At 62.3% G+C, this 15,762-nt stretch carries 14 protein-coding genes; 3 read left to right on the forward strand and 11 right to left on the reverse strand.

Annotation, left to right across the window (positions count from 1 at the left end; all coding sequences use genetic code 11):
- Positions 1–10 precede the first annotated feature (10 nt).
- The 4 genes from ACLQ8T_RS08815 to ACLQ8T_RS08830 form a co-directional block, all read right to left on the reverse strand.
- Positions 11–220, reverse strand: a complete 210-nt coding sequence (locus ACLQ8T_RS08815; RefSeq protein ID WP_038991150.1) for a hypothetical protein — start codon at positions 218–220, stop codon at positions 11–13.
- An 80-nt stretch (positions 221–300) separates the two neighbouring features.
- Positions 301–672: a DUF948 domain-containing protein gene (locus ACLQ8T_RS08820; RefSeq protein ID WP_038991152.1), complete on the reverse strand. Its 372-nt coding sequence runs from the start codon at positions 670–672 to the stop codon at positions 301–303.
- A gap of 125 nt (positions 673–797) precedes the next feature.
- On the reverse strand, positions 798–1,421 hold the full coding sequence (rpsD, locus tag ACLQ8T_RS08825; RefSeq protein WP_204722214.1) for a 30S ribosomal protein S4: 624 nt from the start codon (positions 1,419–1,421) through the stop codon (positions 798–800).
- Between the two features lie 187 nt (positions 1,422–1,608).
- Positions 1,609–3,015, reverse strand: a complete 1,407-nt coding sequence (locus tag ACLQ8T_RS08830) for a replication-associated recombination protein A (protein ID WP_022875202.1) — start codon at positions 3,013–3,015, stop codon at positions 1,609–1,611.
- Positions 3,016–3,104: 89 nt separating this feature from the next.
- Between ACLQ8T_RS08830 and dtd the strand changes: the two genes are divergently transcribed.
- Positions 3,105–3,542, forward strand: coding sequence for a D-aminoacyl-tRNA deacylase (dtd, locus tag ACLQ8T_RS08835; protein WP_204722216.1), 438 nt, complete (start codon positions 3,105–3,107; stop codon positions 3,540–3,542).
- Here dtd and ACLQ8T_RS08840 read toward each other — a convergent pair.
- From ACLQ8T_RS08840 to hisS, 4 genes are all read right to left on the reverse strand, one after another.
- Complete coding sequence (locus tag ACLQ8T_RS08840) at positions 3,539–3,868, reverse strand: PadR family transcriptional regulator (RefSeq protein WP_413454439.1); 330 nt, start codon at positions 3,866–3,868, stop codon at positions 3,539–3,541. The genes dtd and ACLQ8T_RS08840 overlap by 4 nt on opposite strands.
- Positions 3,861–4,844 (reverse strand): hypothetical protein, encoded by a 984-nt coding sequence (locus ACLQ8T_RS08845; RefSeq protein WP_413454440.1) that lies wholly within the window; start codon positions 4,842–4,844, stop codon positions 3,861–3,863. The genes ACLQ8T_RS08840 and ACLQ8T_RS08845 overlap by 8 nt, the downstream gene beginning before the upstream one ends.
- A gap of 281 nt (positions 4,845–5,125) precedes the next feature.
- Complete coding sequence (aspS, locus tag ACLQ8T_RS08850; protein ID WP_413454441.1) at positions 5,126–6,925, reverse strand: aspartate--tRNA ligase; 1,800 nt, start codon at positions 6,923–6,925, stop codon at positions 5,126–5,128.
- Between the two features lie 89 nt (positions 6,926–7,014).
- Positions 7,015–8,337 carry a histidine--tRNA ligase gene (gene hisS / locus ACLQ8T_RS08855; protein WP_413454442.1) on the reverse strand — a complete coding sequence of 441 codons (1,323 nt, stop codon included), beginning with the start codon at positions 8,335–8,337 and terminating at the stop codon, positions 7,015–7,017.
- A gap of 143 nt (positions 8,338–8,480) precedes the next feature.
- Between hisS and ACLQ8T_RS08860 the strand changes: the two genes are divergently transcribed.
- Positions 8,481–9,839, forward strand: coding sequence for a DUF349 domain-containing protein (locus ACLQ8T_RS08860; RefSeq protein ID WP_413454443.1), 1,359 nt, complete (start codon positions 8,481–8,483; stop codon positions 9,837–9,839).
- A 60-nt stretch (positions 9,840–9,899) separates the two neighbouring features.
- Positions 9,900–10,523 (forward strand): hypothetical protein, encoded by a 624-nt coding sequence (locus ACLQ8T_RS08865; protein ID WP_413454444.1) that lies wholly within the window; start codon positions 9,900–9,902, stop codon positions 10,521–10,523.
- 22 nt (positions 10,524–10,545) lie between these two features.
- Here the strand turns inward: ACLQ8T_RS08865 and ACLQ8T_RS08870 are convergent, their stop codons facing one another.
- The 3 genes from ACLQ8T_RS08870 to secD all read right to left on the reverse strand — a co-directional run bounded on the left by ACLQ8T_RS08870 (position 10,546) and on the right by secD (position 15,754).
- Complete coding sequence (locus ACLQ8T_RS08870; protein WP_413454445.1) at positions 10,546–12,813, reverse strand: RelA/SpoT family protein; 2,268 nt, start codon at positions 12,811–12,813, stop codon at positions 10,546–10,548.
- A 237-nt stretch (positions 12,814–13,050) separates the two neighbouring features.
- Positions 13,051–14,019: a protein translocase subunit SecF gene (gene secF / locus ACLQ8T_RS08875; RefSeq protein WP_038991171.1), complete on the reverse strand. Its 969-nt coding sequence runs from the start codon at positions 14,017–14,019 to the stop codon at positions 13,051–13,053.
- Positions 14,012–15,754, reverse strand: a complete 1,743-nt coding sequence (gene secD / locus ACLQ8T_RS08880) for a protein translocase subunit SecD (protein ID WP_413454446.1) — start codon at positions 15,752–15,754, stop codon at positions 14,012–14,014. The genes secF and secD overlap by 8 nt, the downstream gene beginning before the upstream one ends.
- Positions 15,755–15,762 lie beyond the last annotated feature (8 nt).

Here is a 15,762-nt window from a genome sequence, read left to right on the forward strand (position 1 = left end):
GATGATCCCTTCACTTAGCGGCGTCCACGCCCAAGGCGGAACGCAATTCTTCTTCGCGGGAGCTCATTCCCTGGCGGAAGGCTTCCCAATATTCCGAGGCGCGGTCGGCGTACTTGCCAACCTGGCGGTTCAGCGCCGCCCCGGACGAAACTTCAGCGTATTTCTTGGACGCGAGCACGCCAACGCCCACTCCAATCGAAACCCACAAGAGCTTTTTCATTCTAGTCTCCTTGGCGGCCACCAGATGGCCGTATCCTATTCAGCACGCCGACACGTGTTCGATCAAACAGCGTTGCCTGCTTAGCGGCTGCGGCGTGCCTTGCCGCTTGGCTTGGTGTTCATGGCAGCCTTCACGCCTTCGGTGAATGCTGCAACCTTGATCAGCGGCTTGCCAACGGTGGCTGCTATCAGCGAGGACAGCGCGGAAACGTTGGCGGTGGTGTCAGAAACGTTGCTGGTGATGACGTCGACCTTCTTGAGCTGGTCATTGGTGGTCGCAACGGTGGTCGCGACTTCGCCGATCAACGGAGTGGTTCCGTCAGCCAGGTCCTTGATCGATTTGCGCAGCTCGTCGAACACCTTGCCCAACTTGATGATCGGCACTGCCAGCAGCACAACTAGTACGACAAACGCGCCGGCGGCGATGAGCCCTGCAATATCCGAACCCGACATGTGCTTCCTCTTCTGCTTTGGGTTTTTGGTGCCAGTCCACCTTATCGAAGTCAGAGCATAGATAGGTAGTTAAGCGACAAGCCCGCAACCGTTTCCGGCTGCGGGCTTGGAACTAGCGCACGGATTTAGCGTGCGTAGTACTCGACCACGAGGTTCTCTTCGCAGGTCACTGGGATTTCGGCGCGCTCTGGGGTGCGCACGAAGGTCGCCTGGAGGGCTTCCAGCTTCACGTCCAGGTAAGCAGGAACAGCTGGCAGCACCTTTGCGTGCTCGCCGGCTGCAGCCATCTGGAATGGAACCATCTTCTCGCTCTTCTCGTGCACGTGGATCAGCTGACCCGGCTGCACCTTGAAGGACGGACGGTCTACACGCTGGCCGTTGACCAGGATGTGGCGGTGTACAACCATCTGGCGAGCCTGCTGGATGGTGCGGGCGAAGCCTGCACGCAGAACCAGGGCATCCAGACGGGACTCGAGCAGAGCCAGCAGGTTGCCGCCGGTTTCGCCGCCGAGGCGCTTAGCTTCCTTGAAGGCGCTCGCCATCTGAGCTTCGCGGATGCCGTACTGGGCACGCAGGCGCTGCTTTTCGCGCAGACGTACTGCGTAGTCGCTGTCCTGCTTCTTACGGGCGCGGCCGTGCTGGCCTGGACCGTATGGACGGCGCTCCATGTACTTTTCAGCTTTTGGAGTCAATGCAAGGCCGAGCGCACGCGAGAGGCGTACGGTACGGCGGGCACGGGCGTTAGCCATGGTGTGTCCCTTTCGATTAGCGACGGTATCTACTGGCCTCCAGGAGGGAGAGTGTGTGGGCGTCGCGTCCCTGCTTCACTTCAACCTCGCTGTGCAGCCGATCACTCGAATGCACAGGCAAGGCTTGCCAGCCAAAGATCAAGTTTACACGAAACCGCCGCTGCTTTCGCTGAGTCCTAGCGCACACTTAGCGCTTGCCCTTGGAGCGCAGCGGATCCTTGCCGCGGATGATCTCGCGCAAGCGGGCCAGGCGGGACCCAAGGGTCTTTTCGGCGCCGTTATTGGTGGGCGTGTAGTAGTTGGTGCCCACCAGGTCATCGGGCAGGTACTGCTGGGTAGCGATGGAATGCGGCGCATCGTGAGAGTAGATGTAGCCCACCCCGTGGCCCAGCGATTTGGCACCTGGATAGTGCGCGTCGCGCAGGTGGTCGGGAACCAGCGAGCCCTTGCCTTCGGACACATCGGCCAGGGCGGCGTTGATCGCGTTATAGGAGGCGTTGGACTTCGGCGCAGTGGCCAGATGCACCGTCGCCTGGCCAAGCATGATCCGCGCTTCGGGCATGCCGGTGAGCTGAACCGACTGGGCGGCGGCGACCGCGAGCGGGAGCGCGGTGGGATCGGCCATGCCGATGTCTTCCGAGGCCGAGATCATCAGCCGGCGGGCGATGAAGCGGGGGTCCTCCCCTGCGGAGAGCATGCGGGCCAGATAGTGCAGGGCAGCGTCCACATCCGAGCCGCGGATGGACTTGATGAACGCGGAGATGATGTCGTAATGCTGGTCGCCATCCTTGTCGTAGCGCTGTACCGCCTGGTCCATGGCCAGCTGCACATGGCCTGCGGTGATGTGCACCGGCGGTGCGACATCCTTCCCGGCGGCGTTCCAGGCGACCGCGCCGGCGGCCTCCAGCACGGTGAGCGAGCGGCGCGCGTCGCCCTGGGCCAGGCGGACAATCGCCTCGCGCTGCTCGTCGTCCAGGATCACTTGTCCATCGAAGCCGCGCTCGTCGGCTACAGCACGCTCGAGCAAGGTGGACAGGTCGCCGTCGGTCAGCGGGCGCAAGGTCAGCAGCAAGGAGCGCGAGAGCAACGGAGAAATCACCGAGAAGGAAGGGTTTTCGGTCGTCGCGGCTACTAGGACGACAACACGGTTCTCCACGCCGGGCAGCAGGGCATCCTGCTGGGCCTTGTTGAAGCGGTGGATCTCATCGAGGAACAAGACGGTGGTGATCCCGCGCAGATCTCGGTCGTCCTTCGCCTGTTCGATGACCCGGCGCACGTCCTTGACGCCTGCGGTGATCGCGGAGAGCTCGACGAACTTGCGGTCGGTGGCGCGGGCGATCACGTGGGCGATGGTGGTTTTGCCGATCCCCGGAGGGCCGTAGAGGATCACGCTGGCCGGGCCTGCCAGGCCGGTTTCCGGATGCTCGGCGAGCTGGCGCAGCGGAGAGCCGGGACCCAAGAGATGCTGCTGGCCAACCAACTCGTCCAGGGATCGAGGGCGCATGCGCACCGCCAGCGGCGGACGCGGCCGGTTGACTTGGGAGGTGCTCCCATCGTGCTGATCATCGGACAAGGAATCGAACAAATCGCTCACCCCCTAAGCCTACCGATACTCTGGTAGTCGCGCGGCGCAAGCCAACACGTCGTCGCACTCACACACCGCCTCTTGAAAGGACTTGCTCCATGCGCGCCGTCGTCCAGGTCGCCAGCACCGCCCACGTCGAAATCGAAGGGGAGATCGTAGGCCGTCTCGCTTCCCCCGGGCTGGTGATCCTGCTGGGGGTCACCCATGACGATGATGAAGCAACGGCGCGCAAGGTTGCGGAGAAGATCTGGCGGCTGCGGATCTTGAAGGACGAATCCAGTGCAGAGTCCACTGCCGCTCCACTGCTGGTGATCAGCCAGTTCACGCTCTACGGGTCGGTGCGCAAGGGCCGGCGCCCGTCCTGGTCCAATGCCGCGCCGGGCCCGGTGAGCGAACCGCTCTACGAGTACTTCGTGTCATACCTGCGGGAGCTGGGGGCCCACGTGGAGACCGGGAAGTTCGGGGCGATGATGAATGTGTCGCTGGTGAATTCCGGGCCTTTCACGGTGATCGTGGATTCGGCCGATCTGACCTAGGTTCCGGTGGATTGAACCAGTGCTGCCAGATTATCGAAACGGTCGCGCTGGCGGCCCAGTTCGGCTCGACCGGCGGCAGATAGACCGTAGACCTTCCGTCCAGGACCACCCTGGCCTTCTTCCCACCGCGTGTCCACGAAGCCCGCGGCCTCAAGCTTGGACAATGCGGGATAGAGCGTGGCACCCTTGATCGGACCGAAACCCCGTTCTTGCAGGGATTTGGACAGCGCATAACCATGAGCCGGGCTGCTGGAGAGCTCTGCAAGAAGCAACATAGGCAGTATCGCGCGTTGCCAGCTACCGGGAAATGGCGCATCTTTACCCATCTTTTCCTTCTTCCAGCCCGCGGGACTGGGCACGCCTTTCGGCCAGCCTGTCCTCGACATAGCTTGCCCGGTTCGCAGGACGCAGCTCATAGAGTGTCCCTGCAGCGAAAATCAGCATGCAGACCGCGAAGAAGATATCCCAACCGTTGCGTTCTGGAGCGATCACTGCCGGAACAAGGCTGGTGCTGTACAGACCCACGACAGCTAGCGGAAACAGGCGACGAAGCAACCAGCGCCGCTTTAGCGCTTTGCCGGTGTTGACCGACAGCCCGATGGCGAATTCGATCGGCGTGCCGAACTCATCGGAAATTCCGGCATTGCCGTCCTCCCTGTGCAGGGCTGACCAGTGTTCGCGGGCAGATTCAATGGCGAAGTCCGCCTCTTTGCTCCGCATTCCATAGCGCCCGCGTAGTAAACGCGAAACCTCGGCAAACCAGGACTCAGGATCCACATCCACGCAGACCGCTTCTCGTTTCGCGCCAGATTTCTCTGTAAACGGCAACCAAAATACGCTGACAACCAGTGCAACGCCGATGATCGGCACCAGCCAGTTGGGCAGCGGCATCGCTTCCTCCGCGCCGAGTACTGCGATCAGCACGGCTACAGCGGTGGCAGCAGTGGCTGCGGCAAGGCCGAGTATCCAGGATAGGGCGAATTTGCCCCTGACCCGATGCAACCACCACAGGTGTCCAGATACTGCCAAGCCGGCCCCGGCGGACAAAGCCGCCAGCTGCCAATAATGCCACGATGTCGCGGCCCATCCATCTCTGAATCCGATCCAAATACCGAACCCTGCGCATAGCAGCCCGACGACCAAGCCGGCACCAGCAATCAGCCCCCAGCTATTACTGACCGGCAGCTCCGAATCAGCCAGTTGCTGAGGGGTCAAGCGCGCATAAGCGCGGACTTCGCCGAATTCAGCGGGATCACCGAAGAGTTCTTCCGCGCTCTGCCCACTGTCGCGGATAGCATCCAAGACCTTCCCCAGTTCCGCTGCGCACTGGGAATCATTCAAGTCCTTCCACCACAGAGCAATGTTGAAGTCCCGCGCCCATTCGCAGTCGCTTTCTGGGTAGAGCCCAGTAACGTCGTCGGGAAGCACCAACGACACGGGTTCTCCTGGGATCGAATACTAGATTGAAAAGCAACCTAGTATTGAAATCGCCATTAATCCATTGCTTGGCCAACAAATACGCAAAAGAAGCCGGATGGAACACATGAAATGCGTTCCACCCTGCTTCCTTGAACAGCGAATGCCTACTTGGCTTCAGCCTTAGCTTCGCCCTCTTCAGCTTTCTTCTTCTCCGGCTTGAAGTCGATGCCGGCTTCCTTGCGCTGCTGCGGGGTAATTGGCGCAGGAGCCTGGGTCAGCGGATCGAAGCCGCCACCGGTCTTCGGGAAGGCGATGACATCGCGGATGGACTCCGAGTTGGTCAGTAGCTGCAGCACGCGGTCCCAGCCCAAGGCGATACCGCCATGCGGTGGGGCGCCGTACTTGAAGCCCTCGAGCAGGAAGCCGAACTGGGTGTCGGCCTGCTCCTGGGTCACGCCCATGACCTTAAAGACACGCTCCTGCACGTCGCGCTGATGGATACGGATGGAGCCGCCGCCGATTTCATTGCCGTTGCAGACAATGTCGTAGGCGTAGGACAGGGCCGAGCCAGGATCGGTGTCAAAGGTGTCCATGAACTCAGGCTTCGGGCTGGTGAACGCGTGGTGCACAGCGGTCCAGGCACCAGCACCCACTGCCACGTCGCCGGAAGCGACAGCGTCGGAAGCGGCTTCGAACATCGGCGCATCAACGATCCAGACGAAGGCCCAGTCGCCATCCTTGATCAGGCCGGTGCGGTGGCCGATCTCGACACGAACCGAGCCGAGAAGCGCGCGGGATTCGTTCTTCTTGCCGGCGGAGAAGAAGATGCAGTCGCCGGCAGAGGCGCCGGTGGCTGCGGCCAGGCCGGCCTTCTCCTCGTCGGACAGGTTCTTGGCCACTGGGCCTGCCAGCTCGCCATCTTCCTTGATCAGCACGTAGGCCAGGCCCTTGGCACCGCGCTGCTTGGCGAATTCCTGCCAGGCATCCAGGGTGCGGCGTGGCTGGGATGCGCCGCCAGGCATGACGACGGCACCGACGTACTCGGACTGGAACACCTTGAAGGAGGTGTTCGCGAAGTACTCGGTCATCTCCGTCAGTTCCAGTCCGAAGCGCAGGTCCGGCTTGTCCGAACCGTACTTGGCCATCGCCTCGGAGTAGGCCATGCGGCGGATCGGGGTCGGCACCTGGACATCGATCAGGCTCCACAGTTCCTTGACCAGCTTCGCGCCGAGCGCGATGATGTCGTCTTCCTCGACGAACGATGCCTCGATGTCCAGCTGGGTGAACTCCGGCTGGCGGTCCGCGCGGAAGTCCTCGTCGCGGTAGCAGCGTGCGATCTGGTAATACTTCTCAAAGCCGCCGACCTGCAGCAGCTGCTTGAACAACTGCGGGGACTGCGGCAGCGCGTACCAGGAGCCGGGGGTCAGGCGTGCAGGCACGACGAAGTCGCGGGCGCCTTCCGGGGTGGAACGGGTCAGCGTCGGGGTCTCGATTTCGATGAAGCCCTCATCGTGCAGCAGGTTGCGTGCGACGCGGTTGGCCTCGGAGCGCAGGCGGATGTTGCGTGCCGGGGTCGGGCGGCGCAGATCCAGGTAGCGGTGGCGCAGGCGCGCCTCTTCGCCGACCTCGACGTGCTCATCGACCTGGAATGGCAGCGGAGCGGCGGTGTTCAGCACGGTCACGGTGTCCGCGATGACCTCGATCTCGCCGGTTGGCAGGTTCGGGTTCTCGTTGCCTTCCGGGCGGCGCTCGACATTACCGGTGATCTGCAGGACGAACTCATTGCGCAGCGGATGGAAGTCCTCTTCATCGCGCACGACGACCTGGGCCACGCCCGAAGCGTCGCGCAAATCCAGGAAGGCGACTCCGCCGTGGTCACGGCGGCGTGCGACCCAGCCGGTGAGGGTGACTTGCTGTCCAATGTGCTCGGCGTTCAAGACGCCCAGCTGATGAGTGCGTAGCACTACGATCCTTTCGGTTTGTGTGGAAAGTTTCTTCCCATGAAGTTTAGTGCACCATTACTGGTGCGCGGGCGGGCTGCTCAGCCCTGGGACTAGCTGATGGCGATCTTCAGATCTGCTTCGGCCGGCATCCAAGTGGCCGGATCGGCGGTCACCTGCTCGCCGGAGCGGATGTCCTTGGCCTCGTGGGTGCCGTCGGCGTGGGTGAACCACACGAACGGAATCCCGCGGCGATCAGCGTATTTGATCTGCTTGCCGAACTTCTCCGCGCTGGCCGCGACCTCGCAGGCAATGCCGCGCTCGCGCAGCTGCGCTGCGACATCCTGCGCTTCGTGCCAGGAGTCCTCGTTGGCCAAGGTGACATATACCACCGACGGCACCGAACGGCTGGCGGTGACCACTTCTTCGGCCAGGATGCGCGAGACCAGGCGGGTGACGCCGATGGACAGGCCCACGCCGGGGTAGTTCTTCTTGCCCTTCGAAGCCAATGATTCGTAGCGGCCGCCGGAGCAGATCGAACCCAGCGACTCATGGCCCACCAGCACGGTCTCATACACGGTGCCGGTGTAGTAGTCCAGGCCGCGGGCGATGGACAGGTCGGCCATGACCTTGCCCGGTGCGCGCTTGGACGCGGCGTCGATGACCTGCGCGAGCTCATCCAGGCCGGTGTCCAGCAGCTCGTGCGTCACGCCCAGGGCGCGGACCTGCTCGATGAAGGAGGTGTCCAGGGTGCGGATCTTGGCCAGGGCCAGGGCGGCGGCGGCCTGTTCGGCGGTGGCGCCGACTTCCTCGATCAGGATCTTGGCAACTGCGTCGTCGCCGATCTTCTCCAGCTTGTCGATGGCGCGCAACACGGCGTCCGGATCCTCCAGGCCCAGGCCGCGGTAGAAGCCCTCGGCCAGCTTGCGGTTGTTCACGCGCAGGCGGAAATCTCCGATCGGCAGGGCGGACAGCGCATCTGCGATGGTCAGCGCCAGTTCCACGTCGTAGCTGAAGGGCAGGGCGCCATCGCCCACGACGTCGATATCTGCCTGGGTGAATTCGCGGAAGCGGCCGTCCTGCGGGCGTTCGCCGCGCCACACCTTCTGCATCTGGTAGCGGCGGAACGGGAAGGCCAGGTGGCCGGCGTTCTCCACCACGTAGCGCGCGAAAGGCACGGTGAGGTCGAAGTGCAGGGCCAGCGCGTTCGGATCGTTCTTGTCATCCTCGGCGGCCAGGCGGGTCAGCCCGTAGACTTCCTTGTCGATTTCGCCCTTGCGCAGCAGCTGCGCGCGGGTTTCCACGGCACGGGTCTCGATATTGGCGAATCCATGCAGTTCGAAGACATGGCGCAAGGTGTCCAGCACGTGCTGTTCGACAGCCCGTTCGGCTGGAAGCCATTCCGGGAAACCTGATAGTGAGGCCTTGCGTGCCATGAAACTCCTTAGTGCAAATTGGGCTACCTACCCATCTTATAGCCCGAAACCGGAGAAACCTGTGCACGTCGGCTTACTAAGAAGCGGAGGTCACAGGTAGAGTTGGCTAAAGCAAGTGCTCGTAAAGTGAAAGAGTTTCAGCGGTGACCACCAGTCAGCAATCCGACGACAGCCAGAAGACCCCCTTGCCACAGGCGCAGAAGCCTGCCGCAAAGCCGGTTGTAGCGCCAAGCGTCGCACACACCACTCCCCTCGATGAAGCGGCCAAGTTCGCCCGCGTGACCGAGGACGGCCACGTCTTCGTGATCATCGACGGCGCCGAGTCCCCCGTGGGCCAGTACCCGGACGCAACGCAGGAAGAAGCCCTGGGCTACTTCGTGCGCAAATACGACGACGCGCTCTCGCAGCTGATGCTGCTCGAGCAGCGTGTAGTTGCCAAGGCCCCGGCCGGCGAGCTCAGCAAGGCTGTGCAAGCGCTCTCGGCAACCGTCGCAGAACGCCACATGGTCGGCGACATCCCGGCGCTGGAATCCCGTCTGGAAGATGTCCGCGTCGCCGTCGACGCGCTGTCCAGCGAACAGCGCAAGGCCAACGACGAGGCGCGTGCCGAGCAGCTCGCTGCCCGCGAGGCCATCGTCGAGCAGGCCGAGGCCCTGGCCGCCAAACACCCGGAACAGATCCAGTGGAAGACCGCTTCGGCCACCATGAACCAGCTGTTCGATGCCTGGAAGGGCGCGCAGCGTTCCTCGGTCCGCCTGCCGCGCGCCACCGAGGATGCGCTGTGGAAGCGATTCCGTTCGGCCCGCACCACCTTCGACCGCCACCGCCGCGCGTACTTCTCGCAGCTGGATTCGACCAACGCGGCCGCCAAGGAAGTCAAGGAAGAACTGATCGCCCGCGCCGAGGCGCTGCAGGGTTCGACCGACTGGGCTGCTACGGCCGCCGAGTACCGCAAGCTCATGGATGAGTGGAAGAAGTCGCGCCGCGCCTCGCGCAAGGATGACGACCAGCTGTGGAGCCGCTTCCGCGCCGCCCAGGATGTCTTCTTCCAGGCTCGCGCCGCGGCCAACGCCAAGATCGATGAAGAGTACGCCCAGAACCTCGTGGTGAAGGAAGCACTGCTGGAAGAAGCCCGCGCGCTGCTTCCGATCAAGGATCTGGCTACCGCAAAGAAGGAGCTGGATTCGATCCGCACCCGCTGGGAAGAAGCCGGCAAAGTGCCGCGCAACGACCTGCAGCGCATCGAATCGGCACTGCGCCAGGTCGAGGACGCGGTCAAGGGTGCCGAGGACGAGCAGTGGCGTCGTTCCAACCCGGAGACCAAGGCCCGTTCCAACTCCATGCTCTCGCAGCTGCAGGACACCATCGCCGCCTTGGAAGATGATCTGGCAGCAGCGCAGGCCAAGGGCAATGCCAAGCAGATCGCGGCAGCCCAGGAAGCTCTGGATGCACGCCGCATGTGGCTGAGCACCTTGGAGAAGTCGGCAGCCGACTTCCAGTAAGTAATCCACAGATCGCTTGCAACCCGCCAACGCGGCGGTGCGGACTGGTTCAGTAGCTCTATGGAAACGAGAAATTCCGCAGCTACCGGACCCCGCGCCGCCGAGTTGCGCATTCCCGGGGATCTCTGGATCGCCGGCGAGATGTTCACCCGCAACGAGTTGGACGCCATGGCTTCCAACGGCTTATTGCGCGAGGTGCTTGGAGATTACTTCCTGCCCAGCAGCATCCAGGTCAACGCCTCGGTGCGTGCCCGCATTGCGGGCTTCGCCTGCGGCCGGGAACTGGTCCGCGATGCAGTGCTGGCGCGCCAGACCGCGGCCTGGATCCACGGACTCTTGCCCTCGGTCTTCACCTTGTGCATCTACACGAAGAACTACCATCGACCCTTTTATCCCGGGCACGGCCTGAAGGCCGAATTCGCCCAGATGCCGGTGCCAGATACGCAGATGGTGTTCCGCAGCCGCATCAAGGTCACCACGGCATTGCGCAGCGCCTGCGATTGCGCCAAATATGATCCATTGCCCATTGCCAGCCGGGTGCTGGGCACCGTCATATCCCTGGCAGACCCCTACCTGAGCTTGGATCTGATCCGGCAGGCGCTGGATAGCGAGGATCCGTCACCTGAACGATCCAGGGCGCTGCGCCTAGTGCAGTCCTTCTCCGGCACAGCACAGGCCGCATAGGCCGCGCGGCCGGCCAGGCAAGTTACCGGCGCGATCCTGCAGTGGTGCGGTAGACATCGTAGACGCCGTCAATCCGCCGCACTTGGTTGAGCACATGGCTCAGGAACTTCGGGTCACCCATTTCGAAGGCGAAGCGCGAAATGGCAACACGGTCCTTGCTGGTCTGCACACTGGCGGACAAGATGTTCAGGTGGCTTTCGGAAAGGATCCGGGTCACGTCGGAAAGCAGCGATTTGCGGTCCAGCGCCTCGACCTGGATCTCAACCAGGAACACGCCGTGGTGCTTGTTGGCCCATGTGACGTTGACGAGCCGATCGGGCTGCTCGGCGAGCTGCGTCAGGTTCAGGCAATCCGTGCGGTGCACCGAGACGCCGGCACCTCGCGTGACGAACCCTTGGATCTCATCTGGCGGCACTGGAGTGCAGCAACGCGCCAGCTTGACCAGCACGTCGCCCAGGCCTTCCACGATCACACCGGCCTCATTGCCCGTAGACGGACTAGGAGCGACCGGGTGGATAACCGCTTCCTCATCGACCTGTTCGGCTTCTGGCGGGCCGATCAGAGCCGTTAGATGCTCGATGACGTTTTGCGCACTGGTATGGCCGTCGCCCACCGACTGGTACAGCGCAGAAATGTCAGTGTGGTGCAACTCGTTGGCTACCGCTGTGAGCAAATCGTGCGTCATCAGCTTCTGCAATGGCAGCTGGTTGCGACGCAGTTCCTTTGTCAGCAGCTCCTTGCCCTTTTCGATGGCCTCTTCGCGGCGCTCCTTGGAGAAGTAGCCGCGGATCTTCGCCTTGGCCCGCGGCGACTTGACGAAATTCTGCCAGTCCTGGGATGGGCCGGCGCCTTCGGCCTTGGAGGTAAAGACCTCCACCACATCGCCCTGCTTGAGTTCGGTATGCAGAGGCACGAGCTTGCCGTTGACGCGCGAACCGATGGTTCGGTGCCCTACGTCGGTGTGAATCGAGTAGGCGAAGTCCACCGGTGTTGCCCCCACCGGCAGGGACATGATGTCGCCCTTCGGGGTAAACACGTAGACCTCGGCGGAGCTGATGGTGTAGCGCAGCCCGTCCAGGAATTCTTCGGAGTCGGCGGTGTCGGCCTGCCATTCCATCAGGGAGCGCAGCCAATCCATGTTCTGCTCCGGAGAGAGCATGGAGTTGTCGGTCTGGCCATGCTTGTACTGGAAATGCGCGGCGACGCCGTATTCAGCGCGCACATGCATGTCATGGGTGCGGATCTGGATTTCAACGGGCTTGCCCTCGGGACCCATCACCGTGGTGTGCAGCGACTGGTAGAGATTCAGCTTCGGGATGGCGATGTAGTCCTTGAAGCGGTTGGGCAGCGGATTCCACTCCGCGTGCACGACGCCCAGCGCGCCGTAGCAGTCCTTGACGGTATCGACCAGGATCCGCACGCCCATCAGGTCGTGGATGTCGTCGAAGTCCTTGCCGCGCACGATCATCTTCTGGTAGATCGAATAATAGTGCTTGGGCCGGCCGGATACCGAGGCGTTGATGGCCACATCTCCCAGATCGCGCGAAAGGGTCTGGCGGATTGATGAAAGGTACTTCTCGCGCTCAGGGGTGCGGTCGCCGACCATGCGGACGATCTCCTGGTACACCTTGGGATGCAAAGCGGCGAAGGACAGGTCCTCCAGCTCCCATTTGACCGTGTTCATGCCCAGGCGGTGTGCCAGCGGAGCGAAGATTTCCAGGGTTTCCTTCGCCTTGCGGGAGGAGGATTCCGGCGAGACATAACGCCAGGTGCGGGCATTGTGCAGGCGGTCGGCCAACTTGATCAGCAGCACGCGGATGTCGCGGGACATCGCGACGACCATTTTGCGCACGGTTTCGGCGGGGGCCGCATCGCCGTAGGTGACCTTGTCCAGCTTAGTCACGCCGTCCACCAGCATGGCGATTTCTTCGGAGAATTCCTTCTTCACCGACTCGAGGGAGTACTCGGTGTCTTCGACCGTGTCATGCAGCAAGGCAGCGGCGAGAATCGAACCGGTCATGCCCATTTCTGCCAAGATCGTGGCGACCGCGACCGGGTGCGTGATATAGGGGTCGCCGCTCTTGCGCTTTTGGCCCTCATGATATTTTTCTGCGACCTCGTAGGCACGGACCAGCAAATCCAGATCCGCCTTCGGATGCTTGGACTTGACCGTGCGCAGCAGCGGTTCGAGAGTCGGCGATGTGCTCGGGGTGCTCCCCCGGCCTGCAAAGCGCACCAAACGAGAGATAGAGCGTCGTTTCGAATTGTTCAGGTTAGGCGTATTCGCCATGCCCGCTCCTTCCCGTTGCCGTTGGAATTGTCCCGAAGCCTGAATGGAGCCCGGTCAAATCCATCGGTAGTTTCGGGCCGCCAGATCACCGGTGGCCGTGCACTTGAAAAACACCTTCTTTAGTTCAAACGTTATAGCACGTTCGCACGGTGACAACTAATTACGCATCTTCCAGCTTAAGCGAAATGGTGCCCCCGGCATCTGCCGGGGGCACCATTTTCTAGACTTCAGATTGCGTTAGAGCGCTGCCATCTTCTTGTCGTGCGCAACCACGTCCTCGTCCTTGTGGCGCAGCCAGTGGAACATCGGTGCCTGGACGAACAGGGTCGACAGGGCCGAGACGATGATGCCGACGAACAGCGCCAAAGACAGGTCCTTGAGCGTACCGGCTCCCAGCAAGTAGGAGCCGATGAACAGGATCGCGGCCACCGGCAGCACGGCCACAACCGAGGTGTTGATCGAGCGGACCAGAGTCTGATTCACCGCGAGGTTGACCAGCTGCTCGAAGGTGCGCTTGGTCTGCTGGGTGTAGTCCTTGGTGTTTTCGCGGACCTTGTCGAAAACCACCACGGTGTCATACAGCGAGTAGCTCAGGATGGTCAGGAAGCCGATGATCGCGCTCGGCGTGATTTCGAAACCGGTCAGCGAGTAGATGCCCGCAGTCACGATCACCACTGCCATCAGGCCGACGATCGCTGCCAGCGACATCTTCCAGGTGCGGAAGTAGGCTGCCATCAGCAAGCCCACCAGGACTACGAAGACGACCAGGCCAAACAGTGCCTGGCGTGAAACGTCTTCGCCCCAGGTCGGGCCGATGAAGTTGCTGGTGACTTCGTCGCTGCTGACGCCGTAGTTCTTCGCGAGCTGATCGGCAATGGCCAGGGTCTGGTCATCGCTCAAACGCTCGGTCTGCACGCGCATGGTGCCCGGAGCAATATTGGTCACCGTTGCCTCAGATCCCGAAGCCACCGAGCTGACTGTCTCTTCGCCAATCGAGATATCCGTGTTCTGCACATCCGAAACGGTGAATTCAGAACCGCCGCGGAAGTCGATACCAAGATTGAAGCCGCCCTTGACCACCGGGATCAGGATGGACAGGATCACCAGGATGCCGGCGATCAGGAACCACAAGCGGTGCTTGGAGGTGAACGGGTAGGAACGCTTGCCGGTGTAGAGCTCGTTGCCCCAAGTGACTAGCTTATTCATTGTTCTCCTCCTGGGCCTTGGCCTGCGTGCTGCCAGACGCGTTCGAGCCAGCGGACTGCTCGGCCTGTGCGCGGCGGCGTTCGGCAATGGTCATGCGCTTCGATGCCTCAGTCGATGCCTTCGCATTCTTCTTGCCGCGATTTGCCGCAACATTCTCATCGAAGCGGCGAACCTTGCCCGCGCCCTGGTACAGCGGCTTGACGCCAAGCAACGATGGATCCATGCCCGACATCGGGTGGCCGTTGGCGAAGAACTTGGTGCGTGCCAGCAGCACCAAGGTCGGGTGGGTCAGGCCGTACACGACGATGAGGTCGATGATGGCGGTCAGGCCCAGGGTGAAGGCGAAGCCTCGTACGTTGCCCACGGCAACGATGTAGAGCACTATTGCGGCCAGCACGTTCACTGCCTTGGATGCCAGAATGGTGCGCTTGGCGCGCTTCCAGCCGATATCCACGGCGCTTGCCAGCGGCCTGCCTTCGCGCAGCTCATCGCGCACGCGCTCGAAGTACACGATGAACGAGTCGGCGATGAGGCCGATTGCAACGATCAGGCCGGCGACGCCTGCCAGCGACAGGCGGTAATTCATGCCCCAGCCCAGCAGCACCAGCGCCAGATAGGCGAGCACGCCGGAAACCAGCAGCGACGCGATGGTCACCAAGCCCAGAGCCCGGTACTGGAACAGCGAATAGATGAAGACCAGAACCAGGCCGATGATGCCGGCGATGAGGCCAGCGGTCAGCTGGTCAGCACCCAGAGTTGCGGAAACCTGGCGCTCGGACTGGATGTCGAAGCTGATTGGCAGTGCGCCGTACTTCAGCTGCTCGGCCAACGCCTGCGAGCTATCCTGGGTGAAGCCGCCGGAGATCTGCGGGCGGCCATCGGAAATCACTGCATTGGTGGTTGGCGCCGAAATGGTTTCGCCATCAAGCACGATAGCGAACTGGTTCTGCGACCCCTGCAGGGCAATCAGACGCTGGGTGGTATCGGCGAAGAGCTTGGTGCCTTCGGCGTCGAACTCGATAACGACGACCCATTCGCCGGTCACCGATCCATTGACGCCGCGGGCCAACTGGGCGTAGGCGTCCTTGATCATGTCACCGGAGATTTCCTGCGGGCCAAGGATGTACTTGACACCCATCTCGCGGTCGCAGGAGATCATTGGCTTGTCTGGGTCGGCGGCTTCGCCACCGCGATCCTTGAGTTCTGCCCCGCAGTCGTAGCCTTCGAACTCCTGGAACAGCTCTGGGGTGATCCAGTTGGTATCCGATGGATTCTCCGGCTTGCCGCTAGGCTTTGGCAGGTCTTCCTTGGGGGTCCGGTCTTCCTTCGGAGTGGCCGCGAAGCCACCGGTGATCAGCACCGGGCGGAATTCCATGTTGGCCGAGGCCTGGATCAAATCGCGGGTGGTCTGGTCCGGGGTACCGGGCATCGATACCACGACGTTGCGTCCGGACTGGGTGGTGATTTCCGATTCGGTGACACCGGAACCGTCCACGCGCTGGCGGATGATCTCCACCGCTTGGTCCAGCTGCTCTTGGTTGATCGCCTCGTCGCCCTGGACCCGAGGGGCCAGGATCATCTCGGTGCCGCCTTCGAGGTCGAGGGCCAGCTTCGGCCCCCATCCGGTTTTGCCGTTCACCGCACCACCCACCAACACTCCGGTTGCGATGATGAAGACGACCAGCAACCACAGCAACGCTTTGCGCGCCTGTTTAACAGGTCTGATTGATGACATCTAATGTG

The organism is Glutamicibacter sp. FR1 (assembly GCF_047300825.1).
GTDB lineage: Bacteria > Actinomycetota > Actinomycetes > Actinomycetales > Micrococcaceae > Glutamicibacter > Glutamicibacter nicotianae.